This window comes from Vibrio sp. nBUS_14, from assembly GCF_051201655.1.
Lineage (GTDB): Bacteria > Pseudomonadota > Gammaproteobacteria > Enterobacterales > Vibrionaceae > Vibrio.
This window is the reverse complement of the sequence record NZ_CP179206.1, coordinates 2,754,280-2,780,962: the sequence shown is the minus strand read 5'-3', so window position 1 is coordinate 2,780,962 and position 26,683 is coordinate 2,754,280. Positions and strand designations below refer to the sequence as shown.

The 26,683-nt window shown below is 44.2% G+C and carries 22 protein-coding genes; 12 read left to right on the top strand and 10 right to left on the bottom strand.

Translation table 11 applies throughout. From position 1 onward, the window contains the following. Window positions 1–15: 15 nt before the first annotated feature. The 4 genes from asnB to nagA all read right to left on the bottom strand — a co-directional run bounded on the left by asnB (window position 16) and on the right by nagA (window position 5,938). Window positions 16–1,680 (bottom strand): asparagine synthase B, encoded by a 1,665-nt coding sequence (asnB, locus tag ACMAZD_RS13025; RefSeq protein WP_435247536.1) that lies wholly within the window; start codon window positions 1,678–1,680, stop codon window positions 16–18. 234 nt (window positions 1,681–1,914) lie between these two features. Further along, window positions 1,915–3,501 carry a cation:proton antiporter domain-containing protein gene (locus ACMAZD_RS13020; protein ID WP_435247535.1) on the bottom strand — a complete coding sequence of 529 codons (1,587 nt, stop codon included), beginning with the start codon at window positions 3,499–3,501 and terminating at the stop codon, window positions 1,915–1,917. Between the two features lie 83 nt (window positions 3,502–3,584). Next, window positions 3,585–4,799: a DNA-binding transcriptional regulator NagC gene (gene nagC / locus ACMAZD_RS13015; protein WP_017106117.1), complete on the bottom strand. Its 1,215-nt coding sequence runs from the start codon at window positions 4,797–4,799 to the stop codon at window positions 3,585–3,587. A 2-nt stretch (window positions 4,800–4,801) separates the two neighbouring features. Beyond that, a complete protein-coding gene (gene nagA, locus ACMAZD_RS13010; RefSeq protein WP_435247534.1) occupies window positions 4,802–5,938 on the bottom strand; it encodes an N-acetylglucosamine-6-phosphate deacetylase in 1,137 nt (378 codons plus the stop codon). Window positions 5,939–6,454: 516 nt separating this feature from the next. Between nagA and nagE the strand changes: the two genes are divergently transcribed. Both nagE and glnS read left to right on the top strand, forming a co-directional pair. Beyond that, on the top strand, window positions 6,455–7,972 hold the full coding sequence (nagE, locus tag ACMAZD_RS13005; protein ID WP_435249376.1) for an N-acetylglucosamine-specific PTS transporter subunit IIBC: 1,518 nt from the start codon (window positions 6,455–6,457) through the stop codon (window positions 7,970–7,972). 302 nt (window positions 7,973–8,274) lie between these two features. Beyond that, window positions 8,275–9,942, top strand: a complete 1,668-nt coding sequence (gene glnS, locus ACMAZD_RS13000) for a glutamine--tRNA ligase (protein ID WP_435247533.1) — start codon at window positions 8,275–8,277, stop codon at window positions 9,940–9,942. Window positions 9,943–10,155: 213 nt separating this feature from the next. Here glnS and fcrX read toward each other — a convergent pair whose 3' ends face one another. After that, window positions 10,156–10,605, bottom strand: a complete 450-nt coding sequence (gene fcrX / locus ACMAZD_RS12995) for a ferric iron uptake transcriptional regulator FcrX (protein ID WP_372261077.1) — start codon at window positions 10,603–10,605, stop codon at window positions 10,156–10,158. Window positions 10,606–10,812: 207 nt separating this feature from the next. Between fcrX and ACMAZD_RS12990 the strand changes: the two genes are divergently transcribed. Beyond that, complete coding sequence (locus ACMAZD_RS12990; protein WP_435247532.1) at window positions 10,813–11,322, top strand: DUF4442 domain-containing protein; 510 nt, start codon at window positions 10,813–10,815, stop codon at window positions 11,320–11,322. Window positions 11,323–11,417: 95 nt separating this feature from the next. On the opposite strand, the gene fldA is transcribed toward ACMAZD_RS12990, so the two are convergent. The 3 genes from fldA to ACMAZD_RS12975 form a co-directional block, all read right to left on the bottom strand. After that, window positions 11,418–11,951, bottom strand: a complete 534-nt coding sequence (fldA, locus tag ACMAZD_RS12985; protein ID WP_017106122.1) for a flavodoxin FldA — start codon at window positions 11,949–11,951, stop codon at window positions 11,418–11,420. Window positions 11,952–12,008: 57 nt separating this feature from the next. After that, window positions 12,009–12,227 carry a DUF2788 domain-containing protein gene (locus ACMAZD_RS12980; protein WP_435247531.1) on the bottom strand — a complete coding sequence of 73 codons (219 nt, stop codon included), beginning with the start codon at window positions 12,225–12,227 and terminating at the stop codon, window positions 12,009–12,011. A 108-nt stretch (window positions 12,228–12,335) separates the two neighbouring features. After that, window positions 12,336–13,097 (bottom strand): alpha/beta fold hydrolase, encoded by a 762-nt coding sequence (locus tag ACMAZD_RS12975; protein WP_435249375.1) that lies wholly within the window; start codon window positions 13,095–13,097, stop codon window positions 12,336–12,338. 93 nt (window positions 13,098–13,190) lie between these two features. Between ACMAZD_RS12975 and seqA the strand changes: the two genes are divergently transcribed. Continuing rightward, window positions 13,191–13,730 carry a replication initiation negative regulator SeqA gene (gene seqA / locus ACMAZD_RS12970; protein WP_102340823.1) on the top strand — a complete coding sequence of 180 codons (540 nt, stop codon included), beginning with the start codon at window positions 13,191–13,193 and terminating at the stop codon, window positions 13,728–13,730. Window positions 13,731–13,820: 90 nt separating this feature from the next. Further along, window positions 13,821–15,467: a phosphoglucomutase (alpha-D-glucose-1,6-bisphosphate-dependent) gene (gene pgm / locus ACMAZD_RS12965; protein WP_435247530.1), complete on the top strand. Its 1,647-nt coding sequence runs from the start codon at window positions 13,821–13,823 to the stop codon at window positions 15,465–15,467. A gap of 129 nt (window positions 15,468–15,596) precedes the next feature. On the opposite strand, the gene ACMAZD_RS12960 is transcribed toward pgm, so the two are convergent. Then, a complete protein-coding gene (locus tag ACMAZD_RS12960; RefSeq protein ID WP_435249374.1) occupies window positions 15,597–16,355 on the bottom strand; it encodes a DUF1853 family protein in 759 nt (252 codons plus the stop codon). Window positions 16,356–16,505: 150 nt separating this feature from the next. Here ACMAZD_RS12960 and ACMAZD_RS12955 point away from each other — a divergent pair, with 150 nt between their 5' ends. Continuing rightward, a complete protein-coding gene (locus tag ACMAZD_RS12955) occupies window positions 16,506–17,264 on the top strand; it encodes a Nif3-like dinuclear metal center hexameric protein (RefSeq protein ID WP_435247529.1) in 759 nt (252 codons plus the stop codon). 334 nt (window positions 17,265–17,598) lie between these two features. Here ACMAZD_RS12955 and ACMAZD_RS12950 read toward each other — a convergent pair whose 3' ends face one another. Continuing rightward, the gene (locus ACMAZD_RS12950) at window positions 17,599–18,888 is read right to left on the bottom strand and encodes a citrate synthase (protein WP_004734217.1); all 1,290 of its coding nucleotides are present in this window, start codon (window positions 18,886–18,888) and stop codon (window positions 17,599–17,601) included. A gap of 414 nt (window positions 18,889–19,302) precedes the next feature. Here ACMAZD_RS12950 and sdhC point away from each other — a divergent pair, with 414 nt between their 5' ends. From sdhC to odhB, 6 genes are all read left to right on the top strand, one after another. Continuing rightward, on the top strand, window positions 19,303–19,695 hold the full coding sequence (sdhC, locus tag ACMAZD_RS12945) for a succinate dehydrogenase cytochrome b556 subunit (protein WP_012604532.1): 393 nt from the start codon (window positions 19,303–19,305) through the stop codon (window positions 19,693–19,695). Next, the gene (gene sdhD, locus ACMAZD_RS12940) at window positions 19,689–20,036 is read left to right on the top strand and encodes a succinate dehydrogenase, hydrophobic membrane anchor protein (RefSeq protein ID WP_004734215.1); all 348 of its coding nucleotides are present in this window, start codon (window positions 19,689–19,691) and stop codon (window positions 20,034–20,036) included. The genes sdhC and sdhD overlap by 7 nt, the downstream gene beginning before the upstream one ends. Next, window positions 20,037–21,803 carry a succinate dehydrogenase flavoprotein subunit gene (gene sdhA / locus ACMAZD_RS12935; RefSeq protein ID WP_435247528.1) on the top strand — a complete coding sequence of 589 codons (1,767 nt, stop codon included), beginning with the start codon at window positions 20,037–20,039 and terminating at the stop codon, window positions 21,801–21,803. A 12-nt stretch (window positions 21,804–21,815) separates the two neighbouring features. Further along, a complete protein-coding gene (locus ACMAZD_RS12930) occupies window positions 21,816–22,529 on the top strand; it encodes a succinate dehydrogenase iron-sulfur subunit (RefSeq protein ID WP_435247527.1) in 714 nt (237 codons plus the stop codon). A gap of 97 nt (window positions 22,530–22,626) precedes the next feature. Then, window positions 22,627–25,443: a 2-oxoglutarate dehydrogenase E1 component gene (gene sucA / locus ACMAZD_RS12925; RefSeq protein ID WP_435247526.1), complete on the top strand. Its 2,817-nt coding sequence runs from the start codon at window positions 22,627–22,629 to the stop codon at window positions 25,441–25,443. Window positions 25,444–25,464: 21 nt separating this feature from the next. Beyond that, window positions 25,465–26,673, top strand: a complete 1,209-nt coding sequence (gene odhB / locus ACMAZD_RS12920; protein ID WP_435247525.1) for a 2-oxoglutarate dehydrogenase complex dihydrolipoyllysine-residue succinyltransferase — start codon at window positions 25,465–25,467, stop codon at window positions 26,671–26,673. Window positions 26,674–26,683 lie beyond the last annotated feature (10 nt).

The window sequence follows — 26,683 nt, the reverse complement described above, 5'->3', positions numbered from 1 at the left end:
TACCTAGGTCTAGACCTAGTAAGAGTCGTTGTGAACAGCTTGTACCGCACGACCAGATGGGTCAACACAGTTTTTGAATGACTCATCCCATTCAATGGCTTTTGCTGATGAACATGCAACAGAAGGACCACCAGGAACACACTCTGCCGCTGATTCTAGAGGGAATAACTCCTCAAAGATTTCACGGTAAGCGTAGCCTTCTTTGGTCGTTGGCGTGTTGTAAGGGAAGCGGAATTGAGCCGTTTCCATCTGTTTGTCCGTTACTTTGTCTTCAGCGGTTGCTTTCAACGTATCAATCCAATCGTAGCCTACGCCGTCAGAGAACTGCTCTTTTTGACGCCATGCGATTGAATCTGGTAGGTAGTCTTCAAAACACTCACGTAGGATGTGTTTCTCCATCTTACCGTTACCACACATCTTGTCTTCAGGGTTCAGACGCATAGCAACGTCGATAAACTCTTTGTCTAAGAATGGTACTCGGCCTTCTACACCCCATGCTGCCAACGATTTGTTCGCACGAGCACAATCAAACATGCTTAAAGCAAGAAGTTTACGCACAGTCTCTTCGTGGAACTCTTTCGCGTTTGGTGCTTTGTGGAAGTACAGGTAACCACCGAAGATTTCATCAGCCCCCTCACCTGAAAGTACCATCTTGATACCCATTGCTTTAATCTTACGAGCAAGTAAGTACATCGGCGTTGAAGCACGGATAGTCGTTACATCATAAGTTTCAATGTGGTAGATAACATCACGGATTGCATCCAAGCCTTCCTGAATGGTGTAAGTCATCTCGTGGTGTACGGTACCAATCTTATCTGCAACTTCACGAGCCGCGATCAGATCAGGCGCGTTTTCTAGACCAACAGCAAATGAGTGCAGTTGCGGCCACCAAGCTTCAGATTGCTCATCATCTTCAATACGCATTGCCGCAAAACGTTTAGCGACAGCAGATGTGATTGATGAATCAAGACCACCAGAAAGAAGTACACCGTAAGGCACGTCAGTCATTAGTTGACGCTTAACCGCAGCTTCTAGTGCTTCAGTCAGTTCTTCTTTACTTGTGCTGTTACCTTGAGCGGCAGCGTATTCGTTCCAATCGCGGATGTAGTAGCGTTGAGGCTCTGCATCTTTTGAAGAGTAGAAGCTACCAGGAGGGAACTCACTGATCGTCTTACATACAGGAACGAGTGCTTTCATTTCTGAAGCTACGTAATAGTTACCGTGCTCATCGTAGCCTTGGTAAAGCGGGATGATACCGATGTGGTCACGGCCAACTAGGTATTCATCTTTTTCTTCGTCGTATAAAACGAAAGCAAAAATACCGTTAAGTTCTTCTAAAAGGTCGGCACCCATTTCTTGGTAAAGTGCAAGAATGACTTCACAATCAGAGTCAGTCTGGAACTGGTACTTATCTTCATAGCGTGCGCGAAGTTCTTTGTGGTTATAGATTTCACCATTAACTGCAAGAATGTGTTTCTTGTCTTGGCTATATAGTGGTTGAGCACCACTGTTTAGGCCGACGATAGCTAAACGCTCGTGAGCAAGAATAGCTTTTTCACCGGCATAGATACCAGACCAGTCTGGCCCGCGGTGGCGAAGCTTTTTAGACATTTCTAAAGCAATAGGGCGAAGTGCTGCGGCATCACTTTTAATGTCGAGAATGCCAAATACTGAACACATAGAACTTCCTTTTAAATAATTTCTAAATCAACTGTATTCAATTTGCCATTCTGGTTAAAAAAAGCAACCGAATGTGAGCAAAAAAATAATATAAAGGGGTTTATGTTAGAATTTATCTAATTTTAAGGTGGTTTTAGTGACTGGTGTCTAATTGCGGTTGGTTTTTTAAACAAAAACCTCTCAAAAATGCAAAAGAACAGCAATTTTGAGAGGTTAACGAGACAATGTTTAGGACTAGATTTTACTTATGTTAGGGTTTAACTGCTCACAAACGTGGCGAGCAAAACCGCTACCTGCTTCTCTATAAATGTTGAACGCTGCATCGACACCGTTTTCTTTTAATGTTTCGAGTTGATCTGGGTATTCAGCAATCGCGGCAATTTGGCCTTTAAAGTTACGCGACTTCAATTGCTCTAAAGCGGTTTGATTGCCTTGGTGATGAGGCATTGCTAAGATCACCAGCTTTACGTTTGCTGTATCTAGGATGCGTTCCCAGAAATCAGGGTCAGTCGCATCACCAGAAATTACGTTTCTTCCATGGCTTCTGTGGTTATGTGCCGCTTCTTCACGAACCTCGACCCCTAAGCTCACTTTACCGTAGCGTGAACGTAGCTCGTCGTAGGCACCAGTACCAATGCGTCCCATACCAAGAATAAGCACCTGAGCACGACCTGGGTCAATGCGTTTATCACGTTGGTGAAGCTTCTCAGCAGCGTGTTCTTTTAGCCACTTTCCCGATTGTTGATAAAGTTTGTGGCCCGCTTTGTTTAAAGGCGCTGCGATTAGGAACGAGAGTGATACTGCAATCGCCACGGCAACCAAGATATCACCAGACATCCAACCCATCTTAAAGGCAAGGCCACCAACAATGAGGCCAAACTCACTGTAGTTAAACAGTGACAGAGAGGCGAGTAGAGAAGTTCGAACACGGAACTTGAAACGGTTAAGTACCAAGAAATACAGAATGCCTTTAATTGGCAGTAACAATAAGAACAAGACAGCGAGCATAAAGCCCTGAATAGTAGGCTGCTCAGATAAGCCAATATTCAAGAAGAAGCAGACTAGGAAAAGTTCTTTTAGATTAAACAGCGATTTCGAAAGCTCTGAAGCTTTTGGATGACCAGCTAGCAACATACCTAAGATAAGGGCGCCTAGATCTGGTTTTACGCCTACAAATTGGAACAAGCCTGCACCGACCACTAATGCGAAGAAGATACCGAACAGCACCAGCATTTCGCCGTGACCAACCCAATCGAGGACTTTGTAGAATAATGGACGACAGAACGGCAAAGCGAACAGTGCGATGGCATACCATTCTGGAATCTTGCCTGTCGAGGCCGTTAAGAAGAGCACGGCAAAGATATCCTGCATAACCAAAATGCCGATCGCTAGTGTGCCATAGGTCGCATTCATTTCTCCTTTCTCTTGCAGAGACTTAACCGCGAATACAGTACTAGAGAATGAAAGGGCAAAACCGAGAAGGACGATCTGTTCCATTGACATGGCTGCCAGCGAGGAAATACCGAGTAACTTAAAACCAAACAGGGCGACCACAAAAAACAGAGTGGATAAAAGGTTGTGGATTGTCGCGCCAGCCCAGATCTCTTTAGAGAGCAGGGTTTTAATATCGAGTTTCAAGCCAATAGTAAAGAGGAGTAGGGTAACACCTAGATCAGCCAAAGTAATGATGGTGTCATTGGTTTCAAAGCCCAGAGCAAAAAGCCCAAAGCCTGCGACCAAAAAGCCGACCAATGGGGGAAGATGACACTTTAAAGCAATAAATCCTGCAATAAACGCAGTGGATATTAATATAAGTTCCATAACTTGTTGTTGTAGTTCCCTAGCTTAAAAAAACGGGCCGTGTTTATACAAACACGGCCCGTGGAAAATCAGAATGGTTTTCTTTAGTCTTCGAGTAGCTTTTGAAGTAGCACGCCGTTGAGCATGGCACGCTTAATCATTGCAAAAGCTCCCATCGTAGGATGCTTATCGATCTGTGATGCTACAATAGGCAGGCCGCTATGGAAAGTCGTTAACGACTGATTCTCTACATTGCGCTTAATTGCAGGGAAAACAATCTCTTGTGCCTTGGTAATATCACCCGCAATGATGACTTTCTGAGGATTAAACAGGTTAATCGTCATTGCGATGGCTTTCCCTAACTGATTGCCCACTCGAACCAAGCTTTGCTTAGCAAGTTCATCACCATTGATAGCATGGTCACAAACGTCTTGGATAGTGATGTGTTCAAGCTCTGTTAGCGAAGACTCGTAACCTTGTTTAATGAGTTTTTGAACTCGTTCAACAATGGCAGGGTTGGCCGCTACGGTTTCAAGGCAACCGAAGTTACCACATTGGCATTGCTCACCGAGTGGGTCGATTTGGATGTGACCAATTTCACCCACGTTACGGTTATGGCCTAAGAAAACCTGACCATTAACAATGATGCCTGCGCCTGTACCACGGTGAACACTGACAAGAATAGAGTCTTGGCTGTCTTTACTTGCACCGAAGTAATGCTCAGCTAACGCCATTCCTCGAACGTCGTTTCCAACAAAACAAGCGACATGGAATGTGTCACGAATAATGTCGCTCAAAGCCAAGTTGTCGATATCTGTGTTTGGCATGTACTCAACAACACCAGTTGTCGGGTTTACCAAGCCAGGGAGAGTCACGCCAATCGCGATCAACTGATCGATCTTTGGTTGGTGTTCAGCAATGAAAGCCTTCAAGTTATTCACCAAGCCTTGGGTAAGGTCTGACTGATCTGAATAATTAAGGTCTTGCTGTAAGAAAGCCAACTCACGGCCACCAAGGTCATGAAGGCTTATTTGAATGTAGTCTCGACCTAATCGCACAGCAACAGAATGAAAAGGTTCAACTTCTGTGGTTAGGGAGATAGCGCGTCTACCGCCAGTAGACGCTTGCTGCGCAACCTCTTTAATTAGGCCGCGCTCTAAAAGTTGGCGGGTAATTTTTGTAACACTTGCCGGTGCGAGTTGGCTTACATCAGCCACTTGTATACGACTGATAGGCCCTTGTTGGTCTATCAGTCTGTATACCGCCGCACTGTTTAGTTGTTTAACTAAATCTACGTTACCTATTTGTCCGCCATTCATACTTAATTGTGCTCGTATTGTCCGTTAACAACAGTCGCTTTAACGTTAAAATCTCGGTCAAATACAGCAAGGTTTGCAACCATGCCTTTTTTAATTCGACCTAGCTTGCTTTCTACACCGATAGCCGTAGCTGGGTATAGCGTAGCCATGCGAAGAGCTTCGTCTAAAGCGATACCAGCGTGCTCAACTGTATTCTGAACTGCTTCAATCATAGTCAGAGCCGAGCCGCCTAGTGTGCCGTTTTCATCAACACACTTACCATCACGGTAATATACTTTCTTACCGACAAAAATAAAGTATTCCATGTCAGCACCTGCAGGAGCTGTGGCGTCCGTCACTAATACAAGCTTTTCTCCCTTGATTTTGTGCGCAATTCGAATGTTTGCGTAATCAACGTGGAAGCCGTCAGCGATGATGCCCGCATAAACTTCAGGAGTATCGTAAATCGCACCAACAACGCCTGGTTCACGGCCAACCATAGGGGTCATCGCGTTGAATAGGTGAGTTGCAAATGTAATGCCTGACTCAAAGCCTTGACGCGCTTCTGCGTACGTTGCGTTGGTGTGCCCAATAGAAACAACGACGCCAGCTTTACGCAGACGCTCGATGTGCTCTGGGTCGTTAAGCTCAGGAGCCAGTGTTACTTTCGCAACAAGGTCACTGTTCTCACAAATCAGCTTAATCATTTCGCTATCAGATTTGCGGATGTGATCGACGCTGTGGATGCCTTTTTTCGCAACGTTTAGGTATGGACCTTCAAGGTGTAGGCCTAAAGATTGGTTCTGGTATTGATTGTGGTACTCGCGAGCTGCAGTGATAACCGCACGCATATCTTCATCTGATGAAGTGATCAGTGTTGGAAGGAAGCTAGTACAACCGGATTGCAGGTTTGCTTTGTGCATGATCTGCATTGTGTCAGCAGTGATCTCATCGTTCAGCATTACACCGCCACAACCGTTCAATTGAAGGTCAATGAAACCCGGGCTTAGGTTGGCACCATTTAGGTCGCGAATATCAATGCCTTCTGGTAATTCAGAGATAGGACAGACTTTTTTGATCAGTTCGTCTTCGATTACAACAGCATGATCGGTCAGAACATCACTACCAGTGTAAATTTTACAGTTACTTAGCGCGTACATAGTCAGCTAATCCTTATTTCTTGAGATCTTTTAAATTTGTTCGTTACCTAAATGTGGACTTAGTTTGCGAGCATCATTTACGTAACGATTTATCTTTTATGGGCAAACAGCTTCAAAATGTGAGATTATTTAAGTTGTTGAAAATATATGAAAAATTGATCGTTTTTATACATTCAGGTTTATTGTTAATGATTATTCATACGGCAGTGTAAGCTGAGATATACCATCTTTTTACCTAATGATTAGGCTTAGATGTTGTCTATGAATGTCCATTTTTTTGAATGATAAAATAAGTTTTATGATCTCGCTAGCAAAAACCTCTTTATTTGGTAAAAACTAGTGATTAGGATCACAAATGGTAAGGTTTTAATTTGCGGAGCAAAATTAATTGAATACACTAAAAAGGACTAAATTGAGCGGCTAAAATAAGTTTCTCAAACGAATTCTAAAAAATCCTATAGGGGGAAACAACTGGTGAATATTCTAGGATATGCACAGAAGCTGGGTAAGGCGTTAATGCTACCTATCGCAACGCTTCCGATTGCGGCGCTTCTATTACGTTTAGGTCAAGGCGATCTACTTGATATTCCATTCATGGCGCAAGCTGGTGGTGCTATCTTCAGTAACCTACCACTGCTATTTGGTCTAGGTATCGCGATTGGTCTTTCTAAAGACGGTAACGGTGCAGCGGGTCTTGCCGGGGCAGTTGCTTACTTCGTACTAACAGCGACAGCAAAGACAATCAATGCTGACGTTAACATGTCATTCTTCGGCGGTATCTTCGCAGGTATCATCGCGGGTCACTCTTACAATGCTTTCCATGCAACACGCCTTCCTGAGTGGCTGGCTTTCTTCTCGGGTAAACGTTTAGTGCCTATAATGGCTGGTCTATTTGCACTTGTTGCTGGTGCTGTGTCTGGTGTGGTTTGGCCTGGTATTCAATCTGGTCTAGATGCACTAGCTCATGCGGTATCGACATCTGGTGCTGTTGGCCAATTCATTTACGGTACTCTTAACCGTGCACTAATCCCTGTAGGTCTACACCACGTATTGAACTCGTACTTCTGGTTCGGTATGGGTACATGTCAAGAAATCGTTGTTGCTGGTCAAGGCGCATTCGCTAACATCACTCAACTTTGCGTTGACCCTTCACTAGCGAAAACTCTAGTTGTTGGCCAAGAGCATACATTCACATTCGCTAACTCAGTGACTCCAGAGATTACGACTGTTGTTAAAGAAGTGACTGATATAGTTAAATCTGGCGACCTACACCGTTTCTTCGGTGGCGATAAAGGCGCTGGCGTATTCATGAACGGTTTCTTCCCTGTAATGATGTTCGGTCTACCTGGTGCTGCACTTGCAATGTACCTGGCTGCTCCTGCTGAAAAACGTAGCCAAGTCGGTGGCGCACTGTTCTCAGTTGCATTCTGTTCATTCCTAACAGGTATCACAGAGCCGCTAGAATTCATGTTCGTATTCCTAGCTCCTGCTCTATACGCAATGCACGCTGTATTTACAGGTCTGTCGCTAGTAGTGGCAAACATGTTTGGTACTCTGCACGGTTTCGGTTTCTCTGCTGGTCTAATCGACTTCGTATTGAACTGGGGTCTAGCAACTAAACCATTCACTCTACTATTGATTGGCTTAGCATTCGGTGCTCTATACTTCTTCACTTTCTCTTTTGCAATCCGCGCTTTCAACTTGAAATCGCCAGGTCGTGAAGATGACGACGAAGCTGCAGCAGCTCCTGCTGGTGAAGCACCAAAAGGTGACGTTGCTCGTCAATACCTGAAAGCTCTAGGTGGTCACGAAAACCTGACTTCAATCGATGCTTGTATCACTCGTCTACGTCTAACTCTTAAAGACCGCTCTATCGCTGATGAAGTTGTTCTTAAGAAACTTGGTGCCAAAGGTGTGGTTAAGCTAGGTGAGAACAACCTACAGGTTATCCTAGGCCCACTAGCTGAAATCGTCGCTGGCGAAATGAAAGCTATCGGTGCAGGTGAAGACCTATCTGATGTAAAACTTCCATAGTAAAGGAAGTACTTATTAAGACGTAACAACAGCTCTTAATTAAGTTTACAAATTGAAAGCCTCCCAAACGGGAGGCTTTTTTGTGCCTGTCATTTAAGGCCAGTGAACGAGGTTCGTTCTATTCTTCATCGAATAGCAGAAATTATCACAATTAACGGACGGTTCTTATTGTGTAAAGGCGAAGAATTGTGGATGATTAGCAACAATGATCTTTCTATCTTTGATAGGCAGCAAGAGCCGCCTTTTTTTGGGTATGGAAGATAACTTTCCCTGACAATACTAAATACATAGAGGTGCTATAGATGAGTGAAGCTGAGGCTCGTCCATCGAATTTCATTCGCCAAATTATCGATAAAGATTTAGCGGATGGTACACACAGTAGCGTGCATACTCGTTTCCCGCCGGAGCCAAATGGCTACCTGCACATTGGTCACGCTAAATCTATTTGCTTGAACTTTGGTATTGCTCAGGACTACCAGGGACAATGTAATCTTCGTTTCGATGATACAAACCCTGAAAAAGAAGACGTTGAATACGTTGAGTCGATTAAGAATGATGTAAGTTGGTTAGGTTTTGAATGGTCTGGTGATATTTGTTACTCATCAAACTACTTCGATACGCTTTACGCTTATGCTGTGGAATTAATTAATAAAGGCTTAGCGTATGTTGACGAGCTAAGTCCTGAGCAGATCCGTGAATACCGTGGCACGTTAAAAGAGCCAGGTAAAGCGAGCCCATACCGCGATCGTAGCCCTGAAGAAAACCTAGCGTTGTTTGAAAAAATGCGTGACGGTGGCTTCGAAGAAGGCAAAGCATGTCTACGTGCTAAGATCGACATGAGCTCTTCATTCATGGTTATGCGCGATCCAGTTATCTACCGTGTTCGTTTTGCTTACCACCATCAGACTGCTGACAAGTGGTGCATTTACCCAATGTACGACTTCACTCACTGTGTCTCTGATGCGCTAGAGGGCATTACGCACTCTATCTGTACGCTTGAATTCCAAGACAACCGTCGTTTGTATGATTGGGTTCTAGACAACATCACGATTGATTGCCAACCTCGTCAGTACGAGTTTAGCCGTCTGAATCTTGAATACACGGTAATGTCGAAGCGTAAGCTGAACCAACTTGTGGTTGAAAACCTAGTTGAAGGTTGGGACGATCCACGTATGCCAACAATCTCTGGTTTGCGTCGTCGTGGCTTCACTTCAAGCTCGATTCGCGAATTCTGTAAACGTATTGGTGTGACTAAGCAAGAGAACATGATTGAGTTCGGTTCACTTGAATCTTGTATCCGTGATGATCTGAACGAAAATGCACCTCGTGCAATGGCCGTTCTTGACCCTATCAAGGTCGTGATTGAAAACTACGACGCTGATACAGTAGAAACACTGACATTGGCAAATCACCCGAACAAGCCAGAAATGGGTACTCGTGAAGTTCCATTTACACGCGAAGTTTGGATTGAGCGTGACGACTTCCGTGAAGAAGCAAACAAGAAATACAAGCGTTTGGTTCTTGGCAAAGAAGTTCGTCTACGTGGTGCTTACGTGATCAAAGCTGAACGTATCGAAAAAGATGCAGAAGGCAACATTATGACTATCTTCTGTTCTTACGATAACGAAACACTCGGTAAGAACCCAGCAGATGGCCGCAAAGTAAAAGGCGTTATCCACTGGGTATCAGCTGATAAAGCGCTACCTGCTGAGATTCGTTTGTACGATCGTCTATTCACAGTGGCAAACCCAGCCGCTGCTGATGATTTTGCCGCGACGCTTAACCCTGAATCACTTGTTATGCTAAACGGTTTTGTTGAACCTAACCTAGCAGAAGGCGTGGCGGAGCAAGCGTACCAGTTTGAACGTACAGGCTACTTCTGTGTAGATTCGAAAGACTCTAAAGCAGACGCGTTAGTATTCAACCGTACGGTTGGCCTGCGTGACACTTGGGGTAAAACGGAAGCTTAATGGCTTAGTTTTCTATAGCTCAGTTTTCTAAAGCATAGAGCCCTAAAGCTCAGTGTCCTAAAGCTTAGTTTCTCAAGATATACTTAATAAAAAACCGGCTTAGAGCCGGTTTTTTTGTGTCTGGGAAATAACCAAATTGTGGGCCAAGTTACTGTGATTCTTAATACGGTATCGGCCCAGATAAAAAACGCCGGCCTAAGCCAGCGTTCTGAGTTATTTCTTCGCTTTGTGTGCGTCTGGTTTGCCTTTGCAATCCCCAGTGATACTTTTACCATACAGATATAAACTATGGTTAGTTAACTGTACGTTGTAGCGTTGAGCGATTTCTTTTTGTCTTTCTTCGATAAGATCATCAGAGAATTCGATAACTTCACCGCAGTCTAAACATACTAGGTGATCGTGGTGATGCTGTGTTGAAAGTTCAAATACAGACTTGCCGCCTTCGAAGTGGTGGCGAGTTACAATGCCAGCATCATCGAATTGGTTCAGTACGCGATAAACGGTCGCAAGACCGATCTCTTCACCTAAGTCGATCAGCTTTTTATATAAATCTTCAGCACTAATATGTTGGCAGTCTGGTTGTTGTAATACTTCTAAAATTTTGAGCCGTGGGAGGGTCACTTTAAGACCAGCATCTTTTAGCGCTTGATTATTGTCTGACATATACTTTCCTGTTGATGATCTGCAGCAATTAACAGAATTCAATATTAATACCATTATAGTTTAGTCAGGCATAACAATAAACCACGAACTTCAAAGGGTTACTTACTGACATCACAATCTGTTTTGTAAATTCGAAGTATCTCACTTATAGTGGAGGTACGACCAGTCAAGCTGACGGTGTTTCTAATATGAACATGGAATGTTGTTATGGATAAGCAGCTCGCAAAAATATATAAACCCAACATTGTAAAATTTGCTCTCAATATTTGGCCTCCTTTTTGGGGGGCGGGAATTCGAATCGCTCACATTAGCCCTAACTTTAGGGTTGTTAAGACGATACTGAAGCTGCGCTGGTGGAATAAGAACGCCAATCGTACTCAATATGGCGGCAGTATCTTTTCTCTTACCGATCCAGTTTACTCTCTGATGTTAATGGGAATTTTAGGTGAGCGATATTATGTTTGGGATAAAGAGGCGAGTATTAACTTTATCAAGCCGGGTCAATCCGACTTGTATGCAGATTTCGAGATAAGCCAAGGTCAACTTGATGATATTTATCGTCAAACTCAGTTAGGGGAGAAGTGCTTTCCTGAGTTTATTATCTACGTAAAAGATAACAAGGGGAATGTGGTATCAGAAATACAACGAACCCTCTATGTGAGAAAGAAGCCTCAATTCAGAGAAGATGACGACGAAGCAATCGAAGCGGAATGTTAATCTGTAAGCCTAAATAGCAAAAAACCTCCAAGATGGAGGTTTTTTCTTATCTATAATGTTGTTATTAATTGTAACAATTAACAACGACGAGAGAATTAGTCTTCTAGCTCTGCTAGGCACATCTCTTCATGGATTTGTTTAACCCAGTTAGTTACGCGCTCGTCAGTCAGTTCTGGTTGACGATCTTCGTCAATACATAGACCAACAAATTGGCTGTCATCGCCTTCAACTAAACCTTTCGATGCTTCGAATTCGTAGCTTTCAGTTGATGTGTAACCTAGGATAGTACCGCCTTTTGCTTCAACGATGTCACGGATAGTACCCATAGCATCACAGAAGTATTCTGCGTAATCTTCTTGGTCGCCACAACCAAAGATAGCAACAAGCTTCGTTGAGAAATCAATAGCTTCTAGCTCAGGGAAAAAGTCATCCCAATCACATTGTGCTTCGCCGTAGTACCACGTAGGGATACCAAGCAGCAGTAGATCGAAGTTATCGATATCTTCTTTGCTGCTTTTTGCAATGTCTTGAACTTGAACGAGCTGCTTGCCCAATTGCTTTTGAATCATCTTAGCAACAGCTTCAGTGTTACCTGTATCGCTACCAAAGAAGAGACCTACACTTGCCATAGAATCATTACCTTTAATTTTGTCTGTTGTCGGTGTAATAAAGTTCAGAGGAAATCGTTAGATTCCAGCTCCTTCCCAGCTTAATTGGATTATCCCTTTTGCGATAAAACCAGCGCAGCCAAGGAAAAGTACTAACCATACGATGCGACGACCAAATGCAGGAACATTTCCTTCCTTTAGAACGTCTTTAATTGCCATTCCGATTAGAAAGAAAATTGCGGCAAACAGAAGATCTAAACCAACAGATTCAATGATGTTCATGTAGTCGTAAAGCATGGGAACCTTATATACCAAATTTGCTTGGGCGCACTATATCACTGTTGTGAGATAAAGTTAATCTGCTGTGATTACACAGCTCTCATTTATATCGACTAATCAACCTATCTAAGCGATGAATTTTCTTATTGCACGGAGTACTTCAGCTGGCTTTTCCGCGTGTAACCAGTGTCCCGTGTTAGCGATAACATGGGCCTTTGCGTTGAAAAACTGCTGTTGAACGGCGGTTTGATGCTCAGCTGTGAGGTAATCAGAATCCCCACCTTTTATTAACAAGGTTTTGACCGAAGTTTTGTCGATCGGTTCCCAACCAATAATTTGTGGATAGTTGCTCAATAACGAAGCAACGTTGAAGCGCCATTCCATGATGCCTTGTTCCGTTTTGAACAAAGATTTGGTCAAGAACTGGCGAACCCCATCAATTTCGATATGTTTTGCGAGGATCTTAAGCGCGTCTGACCGTGATGTCGGTTTTTCTTCGATCACGTCTTGTAGACCTGCGAATACGTTGTCGTGACGACTTTGAGTGTAGGCGACCGGGGCCATATCCAACACAACCAACTTAGTTAATTCAAAATGCTGGGTAAGCGCCATTGCGACTTTTCCGCCCATAGAGTGACCAATCACCGTGACATCTTTTAGTTCGAGATCATTCAACAGCTGAGCAACGTCTTGCGCCATTGCTTTATAGTCGTGAGTATCGCTATGAAAGGACTGACCGTGGTTACGAAGATCAATGCTGAGCACTTTATGATCGGCTTTTAGATCCCTAGCCAGCAAGCCAAGGTTGTCCAGATTACCAAATAATCCATGGATCAAAACAATGGTGTGACCCGCACCTTCTATTTTATAGTTGAGCTGTACTGACATTTTTATCTTATTCATGGTGGGTTTGACGTAGAGTATCCGCGCGGATCTCGCTATAATCCCCCTGAGTTTAAACATTGAGATTGTGAAAAGCGAATGAAAACAATTGAGGTTGATGAAGACCTATACCGTTATATCGCGGGTCAGACAGAACGTATTGGCGAAAGCGCTTCAGATATTCTGCGCCGCTTGTTACAAGTAGATCGCCCAGGCATGGTTCCGTTCAAAGAGAGCGTTGAGCCAAAAGGTATCGTTGTTAGCAAAGAGGTAGGCTTTACTCCAGAGAAGTTCGATGGCGTTAAAGAAATGCGCTCATTACTAATATCAGATGAGTTTGCATCATTAAAGAAAGCCATTGATCGTTTCATGCTAGTGTTATCGACACTTCATAAAATTGACGCTGAAAGCTTTTCTGAAGCAACTCAAGTAAAAGGCCGTAAGCGTGTTTATTTTGCAGATAATGAAGAGACATTACTTGCAAACGGCAATACCACTAAGCCTAAAGCCATTCCACAAAGTCCTTTTTGGGTTATTACTAATAACAATACAAGCCGTAAAAGACAGATGGTTGAGCAGCTTATGAGCCGCATGAGTTTCCAAGCAGAATTGATAGAAAAAGTAACAGGTTCAATTTAACGAAATCTGATTTAAACCTCATAATATCCATGGATAAGAAGATATTATGAGGTTTTTTTGTTTTTAAATTTTATATAAGGATGTCGAAAAATGGCTATGCACCCTCGTGCCGGGCAGAAAGCTCAGCAGGAAGATCTTCATAATATTCCGGCTTTAGTGGCTAACTATTTCTTACAGCAGCCGGATGCTACTAACCCTGATCACAAAGTATTGTTCGGTACTTCAGGTCATCGCGGTACAGCAGACAAATCAACATTTAACGAAAACCACATTCTCGCGATCGCACAAGCGGTTGCTGAGGTTCGTGCTGAGCAGGGTACAACAGGCCCACTCTTCTTAGGTAAAGATACTCACGCTCTCTCTGAGCCTGCGTTTTCTACTGTTATCGAAGTGCTTGTAGCCAACGGCGTTGAAGTTATTATTCAAGAAAAAAATGGCTTTACTCCAACACCAGGTATCTCGCACGCGATTCTTACGCACAACCTAGTGAATGATAAAAAAGCGGACGGTATTGTTATCACACCGTCGCATAACCCACCACAAGATGGCGGCATTAAATACAACCCGACTCACGGTGGTCCAGCTGAAGCTAGATTGACTCAAGCAATTGAAGACCGTGCAAACGTGATAATTGCTAAGCAAATGCAAGGCGTTAAGCGCACTGCTATTGCAAAGGCTAAACAGTCTGAGTTAGTAAAAGAAGTGGATCTGGTTGCACCATACGTTGCTGACTTGGTTAATGTGGTTGATATGGAAGCGATCCAGAAAGCAAACCTCAAAATTGGTGTTGATCCACTGGGTGGCAGCGGTATTGATTACTGGCGTCAAATTGGTAAAGCGTACAACCTAGACCTTACTCTTGTAAGTGAAGCGGTTGACCCTTCGTTCCAGTTTATGTCTCTAGACAAAGACGGTGTGGTTCGTATGGACTGCTCTTCTCCATACGCGATGGCAGGTTTACTGGCTCTTAAAGACGACTATCAACTAGCGTTTGGTAACGACCCAGATTATGATCGCCACGGTATTGTTACGCCAAAAGGGCTAATGAATCCAAACCACTTCCTAGCAGTGTGTATTGACTATTTATACCGCAACCGCGAAGGTTGGGGCAAAGATGTTGCTGTTGGTAAGACACTGGTATCAAGTGCTCTGATTGACCGCGTTGTTGCTGACTTAGGTCGCGAGCTTTGCGAAGTGCCAGTTGGTTTCAAATGGTTCGTTGATGGCCTCTATAACGGTCAGTTTGGTTTCGGTGGTGAAGAGAGTGCAGGTGCATCTTTCTTACGTAAAGACGGTACGCCTTGGTCAACAGATAAAGATGGCCTGATTCTTTGCTTACTTGCGGCTGAAATCACAGCTGTTACTGGTAAGAACCCACAAGAATACTACGAAGAACTCGCTGCTAAACACGGTGAATCTAAGTACAACCGTATTCAAGCCGTCGCTAATGGTGCACAAAAAGACGTGCTTAAGAAGCTATCTCCAGAGATGGTTTCAGCTGAGACGCTTGCTGGTGATGCAATTACTGCACGCCTAACGCATGCTCCAGGTAATGGCGCGGCGATTGGCGGCCTAAAAGTGACGACAGAGAACGGTTGGTTCGCTGCTCGTCCATCAGGCACTGAAGACATCTACAAGATCTACTGTGAAAGCTTTAAAGGTGAAGAGCACCTAAAAGCAATCGAAACAGAAGCTCAAGAGATGGTTAATCAAGTATTTGCAGCCGCTGGCCTATAATAGAATACAGATCAGTAGAGTCACCAAGTAAATAGTGAAAGGGTTGATGTGAAAGCATCAGCCCTTTTTTGTCAGTCTGTGGCTAAAAATACTAATGCTAGTGTTTGAATTACCAGGAAATTTAGTTAATTATCCGTGTGGCCAACTTTGTGGCATCAAAAACCAAAACTGTCCTGATTTGGTTTGTCCATGAACGAAGCGGTCACCGAAATCGGTGATAGGTTCACAGGTGAAGTTATCAGTGCCAGCTGCCCATTGTTCTTTGGTGAGAGGGTAGAGCGCTTCAGTGATTAGATGAGCTTGGTTTTGATAGCACCAAAAGCCGTTTACTTGACTTGAATTGATGTCGTAGCCCAAACATTCAGTAGGTACTTTTTGATCTAAGAAGGGGTTGGTATATAGACGACCCTGCATGAGGAGATGTTTTGAGTCTACATCAATCTCTGGATATTGCTGAACAAAGGCCGTTGAAGACGACATACCCAGCTGGTGGCTCAACATACGATCGAGCTTCTTATCTAATTGGTCGTGAGAGTTAGGACCAAACCATGTCTGTTCATGGAGTAGGTAAAACTTAATCGCCACTTCCCAATGTTGCAGTTTGTGGCTGCTCTCTTCTTCAAGCATAAAGTCGATAGCACCGAGTGTTTTACCTTCAACATTAATCTGAATCTCATCATATTTGATTGAATAATTATCCGAAGCACCGATGACTTGTTCACATAGGTGCTGGTAGAGGAAGCCTAACCTAGGATTACCATTGTATGTATGTGATGCATCGATGCTATGAGGGCTTGAGAAGGCTCTGAGATCAGAAACGGGTGGTCTGATTTCCAGTAACGGTGGCGAGTCGATAATCCATTGGTAAAAACGTTGCAGTGCTGTCATCTGTTCCTCATAAACTTTAATCATCTGTTCTTCATCAACAGATCCGTTTTTCATAAACGTAGCTCTATATAAACATAGCCCTGGGGCTTTCGACATTCTACCCGTAAATTGATATAACGACGTTATTATAAAGGTAAGCTGGAAAGAAAAATGAATAACTTACAATTAGAAAAGCTACTTAACGAAAAACTGCAGCCACAGCAGGTTAAGGATTACTGTCCTAACGGTTTACAGGTTGAAGGTGCGTCAGAAGTAAATCGTATCGTTACTGGTGTTACGGCCTCCCAAGCGCTGATAGATAAAGCGGTAGAATTGAATGCAGACGCTTTACTCGTGCATCATGGCTTTTTCTGGAAAGGTGAATCAGAAGCGATTCGTGGCATGAAGGGTAAGCGCATTCGAACTCTGATTAAAAACGACATCAACCTTTTGGGGTACCATTTACCACTTGATATCCACCCTGAGCTTGGTAACAACGCCAAGCTTGCAGAGTTGCTTGATATCGAAGTCGAAGGCGGTTTAGAAGGGCACCCACAATCTGTTGCGATGTTTGGCAAGTTGAGTGCGCCAATGACGGGTGCAGAGTTGGCCGCAAAAATTGACCAAGTTCTAAATCGTAAACCACTGCATATCGCTCCAGAAATCCAAGACAAAATGATTACTACTGTCGGTTGGTGCACCGGTGGTGGTCAAGATTACATTGACTTAGCGGCTTCTCAAGGCATTGATGCGTTTATCTCCGGTGAGATCTCAGAGCGCACAACTTACTCAGCACGTGAGCAAGATATTCATTACTTTGCGGCAGGCCACCATGCAACAGAACGTTATGGCGTGAAGGCATTAGGTGAGTGGCTAGCGAAAGAGCATGGTTTAGACGTAGAATTTATCGATATTGATAATCCTGTGTAAACCAGTGATGAGATGAGGGATAAGAGTTCTCTAATTCACTCGCTTCCGGCCCTGGAGGGGGACGAGTAACTATAAATTTGTATCCTTTGATGAAGCGGACTAATTAGAACTCTAATGGACTCTACTTAGATAATTTATAAGTAATGCATCATTCCCTAGACTGACGAAGGAGTAGGGAATCTCTAAAAGCTTGTCGATACAATTAATGAGTTCCCCAATTCTCTAGTCCCTTACTCTTGAGTGAGGACGGAGTTGAGAGCATAAAAAAGAAAAGGGTTGATGTTAATACATCAACCCTTATTGATTTCAATCGGTTAGAAAAGTCGAAGCTTTACTATTCGCGCTCGTGTAGAGCTTGGAAATCACGCTGTTCTTCACCAGTGTACAACTGACGAGGACGACCGATACGGTTTGTCGGATCGCTGTGCATTTCGTTCCAGTGTGCAATCCAACCGATAGTACGAGACATCGCGAAGATTACTGTAAACATTGATACAGGAATGCCGATCGCTTTCAGAATGATACCTGAGTAGAAATCTACGTTCGGGTATAGTTTCTTCGATACAAAGTACTCATCAGAAAGAGCGATGCGTTCGAGTTCCATTGCTACGTCAAGTAATGGATCTTGAATGTTCAGCTCTTTAAGTACTTCGTGACACGCTTCACGCATTACCGTTGCACGCGGATCGTAGTTCTTGTAGACACGGTGACCAAAGCCCATTAGGCGGAATGGGTCATCTTTGTCTTTTGCTTTTGCTACGTATTCTTCAATGTTGTCTACGCTGCCGATCTCTTCAAGCATCATTAGACAAGCTTCGTTAGCACCACCGTGAGCAGGGCCCCACAAAGAAGCGATACCAGCAGCAATACAAGCAAATGGGTTTGCACCCGAAGAACCTGCTAAACGAACCGTTGACGTTGAAGCGTTTTGTTCGTGATCAGCATGTAGTGTAAAGATTTTGTCCATTGCGCGAGCAACAACAGGGTTTACTTCATATTCTTCACATGGGTTTGCATACATCATGTGTAGGAAGTTTTCTGCGTAGCCTAGGTCATTGCGCGGGTAGATAAACGGTTGACCGATTGAATATTTGTAACACATTGCAGCCAGTGTTGGCATTTTTGAAATTAGGCGGTATGCCGCAATTTCACGGTGTGTGTCGTTGTTAACATCTAATGAATCATGGTAGAACGCAGCAAGCGCACCTACCACACCACACATAACAGCCATTGGATGAGCGTCACGGCGGAAGCCGTGGAAGAAGCTAGCAATTTGCTCATGAACCATGGTGTGACGCGTGACCGTCGTCTTGAACTCTTCGTATTGAGCTCGAGAAGGAGCTTCGCCGTATAAAAGAATGTAACAAACTTCTAAATAATCAGCGTTATTGGCCAATTGATCAATTGGATAACCACGGTGTAGAAGAATACCTTTTCCACCGTCAATATAAGTTATTTGCGATTCACAAGATGCAGTGGCAAGAAAACCAGGATCAAAAGTGAAAAAACCATTGGAACCTAGTGTACGAACGTCAATCACTGGTGTACCAAGTACACCTTCTGTAATCGGCAATTCGATCGGTGCTTGACCTTCAATATGAAGGGTAGCTTTCTTATCTGCCATAACAATCTCCTTTGTTATTATTAATCCGTCCAGGATGTTTATGTGCCGTTTTTTTACTGGTCTTACGTGGGAAAGTCAATTTTTCTGCAGCTTTGTGTGCACTTGTTAGTGTTTTTTACATTAAATTCGTAAAAAATCTGGTCTGTGTAGCATTATTTGTTGCATCAATTGTATTAGAATGTTGCCAGCCGTATAGTGGCGCTGAAAAGTTTGGTTAAAACCTTATAAATGCAAGGCTAAGAAGAAATGTGAGGTGTCTTCAGAAACCTTGCGATTAACAACTATTTTACAATTATCTAAAGCCCAACCTACGTTATTTGTTAAGTTAATGTTAAATTTTAAAGGTTTGCAACCAAATTTTGTCCATAACAATACATAAGGTTATTTAATGACCATCATGCTCAATGGAGCTGAGTGAGCGAGCCCGTGAAAGAAAGAAAGACAAGACCTGTTAATTTAGATTTACAGACCATCCACTTTCCTATCACAGCAATTGCTTCCATCCTACACCGTGTGTCTGGGGTGATTACTTTTGTTGCGATCGGAATTCTGCTTTGGTTACTATCCATTTCCCTCTCTTCCCCTGTAGGCTTTATGGAAGCTAGCGACATTGTCGACGGTTTCTTCGTGAAGTTTATTCTGTGGGGAATTTTAACCGCTTTGGCTTACCACATTGCTGGTGGTATTCGTCACCTTCTTATGGACCTTGGTCACTTTGAAGAGCTGGAATCTGGCGCTAAGAGCGCCAAGGTTGCATTCGCAGCAACAGCGGTATTGTCTCTACTAGCGGGGATCTTAGTATGGTAAACAACGTTTCTACTTTTGGTCGTAATGGTGTGCATGATTATCTATTGATTCGTGCAACAGCCATCATTATGACGCTTTATACTATCTACTTAGTGAGCTTCTGTGCTTTCTCAGGTGATATTTCTTACGCATCTTGGACGCAATTCTTTGGTGGTACCTTCACTAAAGTCTTCACCATGTTAGCACTTACTTCAATTTTGGTTCACGCGTGGATCGGATTGTGGCAAGTACTAACTGACTACATCAAATGTGCAAAATTGCGCGTTGGTCTTCAAGTCGGTGTTGTTGCGGTTCTTCTAGGATATTTTTTCTCTGGTCTGTTTATTTTGTGGGGTGCGTAAGTGACTATTCCTGTTCGTGAGTTTGATGCTGTAGTAATTGGTGCTGGTGGTGCTGGTATGCGCGCCGCGCTACAAATTTCTGAGCAAGGCCTATCTTGTGCGTTGCTTTCTAAAGTTTTCCCAACTCGTTCTCATACTGTATCTGCGCAAGGTGGTATCACCGTTGCTCTTGGTAATGCGCACGAAGATCACTGGGAACAACACATGTACGATACGGTTAAAGGTTCCGATTACATCGGCGACCAAGATGCTATCGAATATATGTGTAAAAATGGTCCAGAGTCGGTTATCGAATTAGAAAAAATGGGTCTTCCATTTTCTCGTTTTGATAACGGCAGTATTTACCAACGTCCGTTTGGTGGGCAATCTAAGAATTTTGGTGGTGAGCAAGCTGCTCGTACTGCGGCGGCAGCTGACCGTACTGGTCACGCACTGCTACACACGCTGTACCAGCAAAACATCAAGCATAAAACGACGGTGTTCTCTGAGTGGTATGCACTGGATCTTGTTAAAAACGAAGATGGTGCCATCTTAGGTACCACGGCACTTTGCATGGAAACAGGCGAAGTATGCTACTTCAAAGCTAAGGCTACGATCCTTGCTACTGGTGGTGCTGGTCGTATTTACGCTTCTACAACCAACGCGCATATCAATACTGGTGATGGTGTTGGCATGGCAATTCGTGCTGGCGTTCCAATGCAAGATATAGAAATGTGGCAGTTCCACCCAACAGGAATTGCAGGTGCGGGTACACTTGTAACTGAGGGTTGTCGTGGTGAAGGCGGTTACCTTCTCAATAAAGACGGCGAGCGCTTCATGGAACGTTATGCTCCGAATGCTAAAGATTTAGCAGGCCGTGATGTTGTAGCTCGTTCGATGATGGTTGAGATTCGTGAAGGTCGTGGTTGCGATGGCCCATGGGGTCCACACATCAAGCTGAAACTTGACCACCTAGGTAAAGAGACGCTTGAGTCTCGGCTGCCTGGTGTATGTGAACTTTCTCGTACCTTCGCTCACGTCGATCCAGTGAAAGAGCCAATCCCAGTAATTCCTACATGTCATTACATGATGGGGGGGGTTCCAACACAAGTTTCTGGTCAAGCTATCAAGCAAACAGAAGACGGCATTGATGTTGATATCCAAGGTCTATTTGCTTGTGGCGAAATTGCATCAGTGTCAGTACATGGTGCCAACCGTTTAGGTGGTAACTCACTGCTTGATTTGGTGGTATTTGGTCGTGCGACAGGTCTACACCTAGGTGAGACACTGAAAAAGCAAGATGAAGCTAAGCCTGCTACAGAAGCTGACATTGAGCGTTCATTAGAGCGTTACAACCGTTGGGAAAACAGCACGAATGGGGAAGATCCAGCGCAAATTCGTAAAGATCTTCAGCAATGTATGCAGAATAATTTCTCAGTATTCCGTGAAGGCAAAGCAATGGCTGAAGGCCTAGAAGAGCTTAAATCGATTCGTGAGCGTCTGAATAATGCACACTTGTCTGATAAGTCTACAGAGTTCAATACTCAACGTATCGAGTGTCTAGAGCTTGATAACTTGATGGAAACGGCATACGCAACAGCATTTGCCGCCAATTATCGGACAGAGAGCCGCGGCGCCCATGCTCGTTTCGATTTCCCTGACCGTGATGATGAGCAATGGCTATGCCATTCTCTTTATAACCCTGATTCAGAGAGTATGTCTAAGCGCGGTGTGAACATGGAACCTATTCATCGTGAAGCCTTTCCACCTAAAGCTCGTACGTACTAAGGAGATAGGACTATGAAACTGAATTTCTCTTTATACCGTTACAACCCAGACGTGGACCAGAAGCCTTACATGAAAGAGTACACCCTAGAGGTGGAAGAAGGCTCTGACATGATGCTGTTAGACGCGCTTATTCTTTTGAAAGAGCAAGATCCAACCATTTCATTCCGTCGTTCATGCCGTGAGGGTGTATGTGGCTCGGACGGTATGAACATGAATGGTAAAAATGGTCTTGCATGTATAACGCCATTGTCCACGCTTGGAATCCACAAAAAAATTGTAGTCCGTCCTCTACCGGGCTTACCGGTTGTACGCGACCTGATTGTTGATATGACTCAGTTTTACGATAACTACGAAAAAGTGAAACCATTCCTAGTGTCAGATGGCAATACACCACCGGCTCGTGAAAACTTGCAAAGCCCTGATGAGCGAGCTCATTTAGATGGGTTGTACGAATGCATCATGTGTGCATGTTGTACAACGTCATGCCCATCGTTTTGGTGGAACCCTGATAAATTCATCGGACCAGCAGGCTTGCTTGCAGCGTATCGCTGGCTAATTGATAGCCGAGATACGGCGACAGACGAACGACTGTCCGATCTTGATGATGCATTTAGCGTTTTTCGTTGCCATGGCATTATGAATTGTGTAAGTGTTTGCCCTAAGGGATTAAATCCGACGAAAGCGATTGGTCATATCAAGACCATGCTAGTGAATCGTTCGGTTTAAGTTATATAAAAATTGCCGCCACAGAAGTTTTGGGGCGGCCTTTTAATAGCTCGGCATAGACCGCAGCAAACGTGAAAACTACTGGTTAAGGGAAAATATGCACAACGGCGTGATGAAGGCATGGCTCGAGTCTTCACACTTGGCTGGCGCCAATGCAACGTACGTAGAAGAACTCTACGAACTGTATCTAAGCGACCCCGACTCGGTAAGTGACGAATGGAGAAGCGTATTTGAAGAATTGCCTGTGCAAGCTTCAGAAACGGTGGAACAACCACACTCTCGCGTTCGTGAATACTTCCGTCGACTCGCTCAAGAAACAAAGCATTACAGTGTCCAAGTTAGTGATCCTGATGTCGATGCGAAACAAGTAAAGGTTCTGCAACTGATTAATGCCTATCGATTCCGAGGGCATCAAGCAGCAAACCTAGACCCCCTAGGTTTATGGGAAAGAGATACAGTCGCTGAATTGGACCCTTCTTTCCACACTCTTACCGAAGATGACCTCAATGAGACATTTAACGTCGGCTCTTACGCTATTGGCCAAGAGACGATGGTGCTTCGAGATTTGTACAAATCTTTAAAGCAAACTTATTGTGGTTCGATTGGTGCTGAATACATGCACATGACTAACACAGAGCAAAAGCGTTGGATTCAACAACGTTTAGAGTCTGTTTCTGGTCAACCCTCTTTCGATAAAGAAGAAAAGCAAGCTTTCCTAGAAGAGTTAACTGCTGCTGAAGGTCTTGAGCGCTATCTTGGTGCTAAATTCCCTGGCGCAAAACGCTTCTCATTGGAAGGTGGTGATGCGTTGATCCCAATGACGAAGGAAATTATTCGTCATGCTGGTGGTCAAGGCATGCGTGAAGTTGTTGTTGGTATGGCTCACCGTGGTCGTCTAAATATGTTGGTTAACGTGCTTGGTAAAAAGCCACAAGACCTATTTGACGAATTTGCGGGTAAGCACGATGACACATGGGGAACCGGTGATGTGAAATACCACCAAGGTTTTTCTGCTGACTTCGCAACGCCACGTGGGAATGTTCACTTAGTATTGGCATTTAACCCTTCACACCTAGAAATCGTAAACCCTGTAGTTATTGGTTCGGTTCGTGCTCGTCAAGATCGCTTAGACGATAATGATGGCAGCCGAGTACTACCGATTACTATCCATGGCGATTCTGCAATTGCAGGCCAAGGGGTTGTACAAGAGACATTTAACATGTCACTTGCTCGTGGTTTCTGTGTTGGTGGTACGGTTCGTATCGTTGTGAATAACCAAGTTGGCTTCACAACCTCTAACCCTCGCGATACTCGTTCTACAATGTACTGTACTGACATCGCTAAGATGGTTCAGGCACCGATTTTCCACGTAAATGCAGATGATCCAGAAGCGGTTGCTTTTGTTGCTCGTCTAGCGCTGGATTACCGTAATACATTTAAACGTGATGTTGTTATTGACTTGGTTTGTTACCGTCGCCACGGTCACAACGAAGCCGATGAGCCGAATGCAACTCAGCCTTTGATGTACCAAAAAATTAAGAAGCACCCAACACCACGTAAGCTATACGCTGATGTGCTGATGGAGCGCGGAGAATTTGGTATTGATACGGCAACTCAACTCGTCAACGAATACCGCGATGCTCTTGATCACGGTGAAGTTGTAGTTAAAGAGTGGCGCCCAATGGCCATGCACTCTGTTGACTGGTCTCCATACCTAGGTCATGACTGGAACATCGAGTGGGACAACAAAATTGATATCGAGCGTCTGAAAGAGCTGGGTTCAAAAATTTGTCAGTACCCTGATAGTCACAAGCTTCAAAGCCGTGTAAATAAACTGTACAACGATCGTACCGCCATGATTAATGGCGAGAAACAAGTCGATTGGGGTATGGCGGAGACATTAGCGTATGCAACGCTTGTTGATGACGGAAAGCGTATTCGTATATCTGGCCAAGATTCCGGTCGTGGCACGTTCTTCCACCGCCACTCTGTACTTCATAACCAAACTGACGCAAGCACGTATGTTCCTCTTGCGAACATTCATGACAAGCAAGGGCCATTCCAAGTGTTTGACTCGGTATTGTCAGAAGAAGCTGTGTTGGCATTTGAGTACGGCTATGCAACCGCAGAGCCAAGCGGCCTAACTCTTTGGGAAGCACAATTTGGTGACTTCGCAAACGGTGCACAAGTTGTTATTGACCAATTTATCTCGTCAGGTGAGCAAAAGTGGGCGCGTCTATGTGGCCTAACAATGCTGCTTCCTCACGGTTATGAAGGTCAAGGCCCTGAGCACTCTTCTGCTCGTCTTGAACGTTACCTTCAGTTATGTGCTGAACAAAACATGCAGGTTGTTGTTCCTTCAACGCCAGCTCAGGTTTACCACATGATTCGTCGTCAGGTCGTTAGACCAATGCGTCGTCCACTGATTGTAATGTCACCGAAGTCATTGCTTCGTCATCCTCTGTGTACGTCTTCTCTTGAAGATCTTGCAGACGGTACGTTCCAACCAGCTATCGCAGAAATTGATGATCTGGCTCCTGAGAACGTAAAACGCGTCGTGTTCTGTTCAGGTAAGGTTTACTTTGACCTGCTTGACCAAAGACGCAAGAACGAGCAAGACGATGTCGCTATTGTACGTATTGAGCAACTTTACCCGTTCCCTTACGAGGACGTGAGAGCTGCAATCGCTCAATACACAAATGTAGTCGATTACGTTTGGTGTCAAGAAGAGCCACAAAACCAAGGTGCTTGGTACAGTAGCCAACATAATTTCCGAGCTGCTATCCCAGTGGGTGCTGATATTCAATACGCAGGTCGTCCTGCATCAGCGTCACCAGCTGTTGGCTATATGTCGGTACACTTGAAACAACAAAAAGCGTTAGTAGACGACGCTTTGACCCTGCTTAAGAACTAGAAGTAAAAGGAAAATACAGACATGACAATTGAAATTCTGGTTCCAGATTTACCTGAATCTGTGGCTGATGCAACAGTAGCGACTTGGCACAAAAAACCAGGCGAAGCCGTTGCTCGTGATGAAGTCATTGTAGACATCGAAACAGATAAAGTAGTTCTAGAAGTACCGGCTCCTGAAGCGGGTGTTCTAGAAGCTATCATTGAAGAAGAGGGTGCTACGGTACTTTCTAAGCAGCTTCTTGCGAAAATCAAACCTGGTGCTGTCGCTGGTGAACCAACGAAAGACACGACTGAAGATACAGAAGCTTCTCCTGATAAGCGCCACAAAGCGGCACTTACAGAAGAAAGCAACGACGCACTAAGCCCTGCTGTTCGTCGTCTTCTTGCTGAACACAACCTACAACCAGCTGACGTTAAAGGTACTGGTGTTGGTGGTCGTATTACTCGTGAAGACATCGACGCACACCTAGCAGCAGCGAAAGTGGCTCCGGTAGCAGCATCTGCACCAGCAGTTGAAGCGCCAGCAGCAGCTCGCAGCCAAAAACGCGTACCAATGACTCGCCTACGTAAGACAGTTGCAAACCGTCTTCTAGAAGCGAAGAACAGCACAGCGATGCTGACTACTTTCAATGAAGTGAATATGAAGCCAATCATGGACCTTCGTAAGCAGTACAAAGACCAATTCGAGAAGCGTCACGATACGCGTCTTGGTTTCATGTCTTTCTACGTGAAAGCAGTAACAGAAGCACTGAAACGTTTCCCAGAAGTTAACGCTTCTATTGATGGTACAGATATCGTTTACCACAACTACTTCGACATCAGCATGGCAGTATCAACGCCACGTGGTCTAGTGACTCCAGTACTGAAAGACTGTGACACACTAGGTTTTGCTGACATCGAAAAAGGCATCAAAGAACTAGCAATCAAAGGCCGTGACGGCAAGCTAACTGTTGATGAGCTTATGGGCGGTAACTTCACTATCACGAACGGTGGTGTTTTTGGCTCTCTAATGTCAACGCCAATCATCAACCCACCTCAAGCGGCAATTTTGGGTATGCACAAAATCCAAGATCGTCCAATGGCTGTTGATGGCAAGGTTGAGATCTTACCAATGATGTACCTAGCGCTTTCTTACGATCACCGTCTAATCGATGGCCGTGAATCAGTTGGCTTCCTAGTGACAATCAAAGAGCTTCTAGAAGATCCTGCACGTCTGCTATTAGATGTTTAGTATCTCTAAA

Bases quoted from the DNA above. Each gene is read 5' to 3' on its own strand.
- asnB (WP_435247536.1), bottom strand. From the start codon at position 1,680: ATGTGTTCAGTATTTGGCATTCTCGACATTAAAAGTGATGCCGCAGCA.
- ACMAZD_RS13020 (WP_435247535.1), bottom strand. From the start codon at position 3,501: ATGGAACTTATATTAATATCCACTGCGTTTATTGCAGGATTTATTGCT.
- nagC (WP_017106117.1), bottom strand. From the start codon at position 4,799: ATGAATGGCGGACAAATAGGTAACGTAGATTTAGTTAAACAACTAAAC.
- nagA (WP_435247534.1), bottom strand. From the start codon at position 5,938: ATGTACGCGCTAAGTAACTGTAAAATTTACACTGGTAGTGATGTTCTG.
- nagE (WP_435249376.1), top strand. From the start codon at position 6,455: ATGCTACCTATCGCAACGCTTCCGATTGCGGCGCTTCTATTACGTTTA.
- glnS (WP_435247533.1), top strand. From the start codon at position 8,275: ATGAGTGAAGCTGAGGCTCGTCCATCGAATTTCATTCGCCAAATTATC.
- fcrX (WP_372261077.1), bottom strand. From the start codon at position 10,605: ATGTCAGACAATAATCAAGCGCTAAAAGATGCTGGTCTTAAAGTGACC.
- ACMAZD_RS12990 (WP_435247532.1), top strand. From the start codon at position 10,813: ATGGATAAGCAGCTCGCAAAAATATATAAACCCAACATTGTAAAATTT.
- fldA (WP_017106122.1), bottom strand. From the start codon at position 11,951: ATGGCAAGTGTAGGTCTCTTCTTTGGTAGCGATACAGGTAACACTGAA.
- ACMAZD_RS12980 (WP_435247531.1), bottom strand. From the start codon at position 12,227: ATGCTTTACGACTACATGAACATCATTGAATCTGTTGGTTTAGATCTT.
- ACMAZD_RS12975 (WP_435249375.1), bottom strand. From the start codon at position 13,097: ATGTCAGTACAGCTCAACTATAAAATAGAAGGTGCGGGTCACACCATT.
- seqA (WP_102340823.1), top strand. From the start codon at position 13,191: ATGAAAACAATTGAGGTTGATGAAGACCTATACCGTTATATCGCGGGT.
- pgm (WP_435247530.1), top strand. From the start codon at position 13,821: ATGGCTATGCACCCTCGTGCCGGGCAGAAAGCTCAGCAGGAAGATCTT.
- ACMAZD_RS12960 (WP_435249374.1), bottom strand. From the start codon at position 16,355: ATGACAGCACTGCAACGTTTTTACCAATGGATTATCGACTCGCCACCG.
- ACMAZD_RS12955 (WP_435247529.1), top strand. From the start codon at position 16,506: ATGAATAACTTACAATTAGAAAAGCTACTTAACGAAAAACTGCAGCCA.
- ACMAZD_RS12950 (WP_004734217.1), bottom strand. From the start codon at position 18,888: ATGGCAGATAAGAAAGCTACCCTTCATATTGAAGGTCAAGCACCGATC.
- sdhD (WP_004734215.1), top strand. From the start codon at position 19,689: ATGGTAAACAACGTTTCTACTTTTGGTCGTAATGGTGTGCATGATTAT.
- ACMAZD_RS12930 (WP_435247527.1), top strand. From the start codon at position 21,816: ATGAAACTGAATTTCTCTTTATACCGTTACAACCCAGACGTGGACCAG.
- sucA (WP_435247526.1), top strand. From the start codon at position 22,627: ATGCACAACGGCGTGATGAAGGCATGGCTCGAGTCTTCACACTTGGCT.
- odhB (WP_435247525.1), top strand. From the start codon at position 25,465: ATGACAATTGAAATTCTGGTTCCAGATTTACCTGAATCTGTGGCTGAT.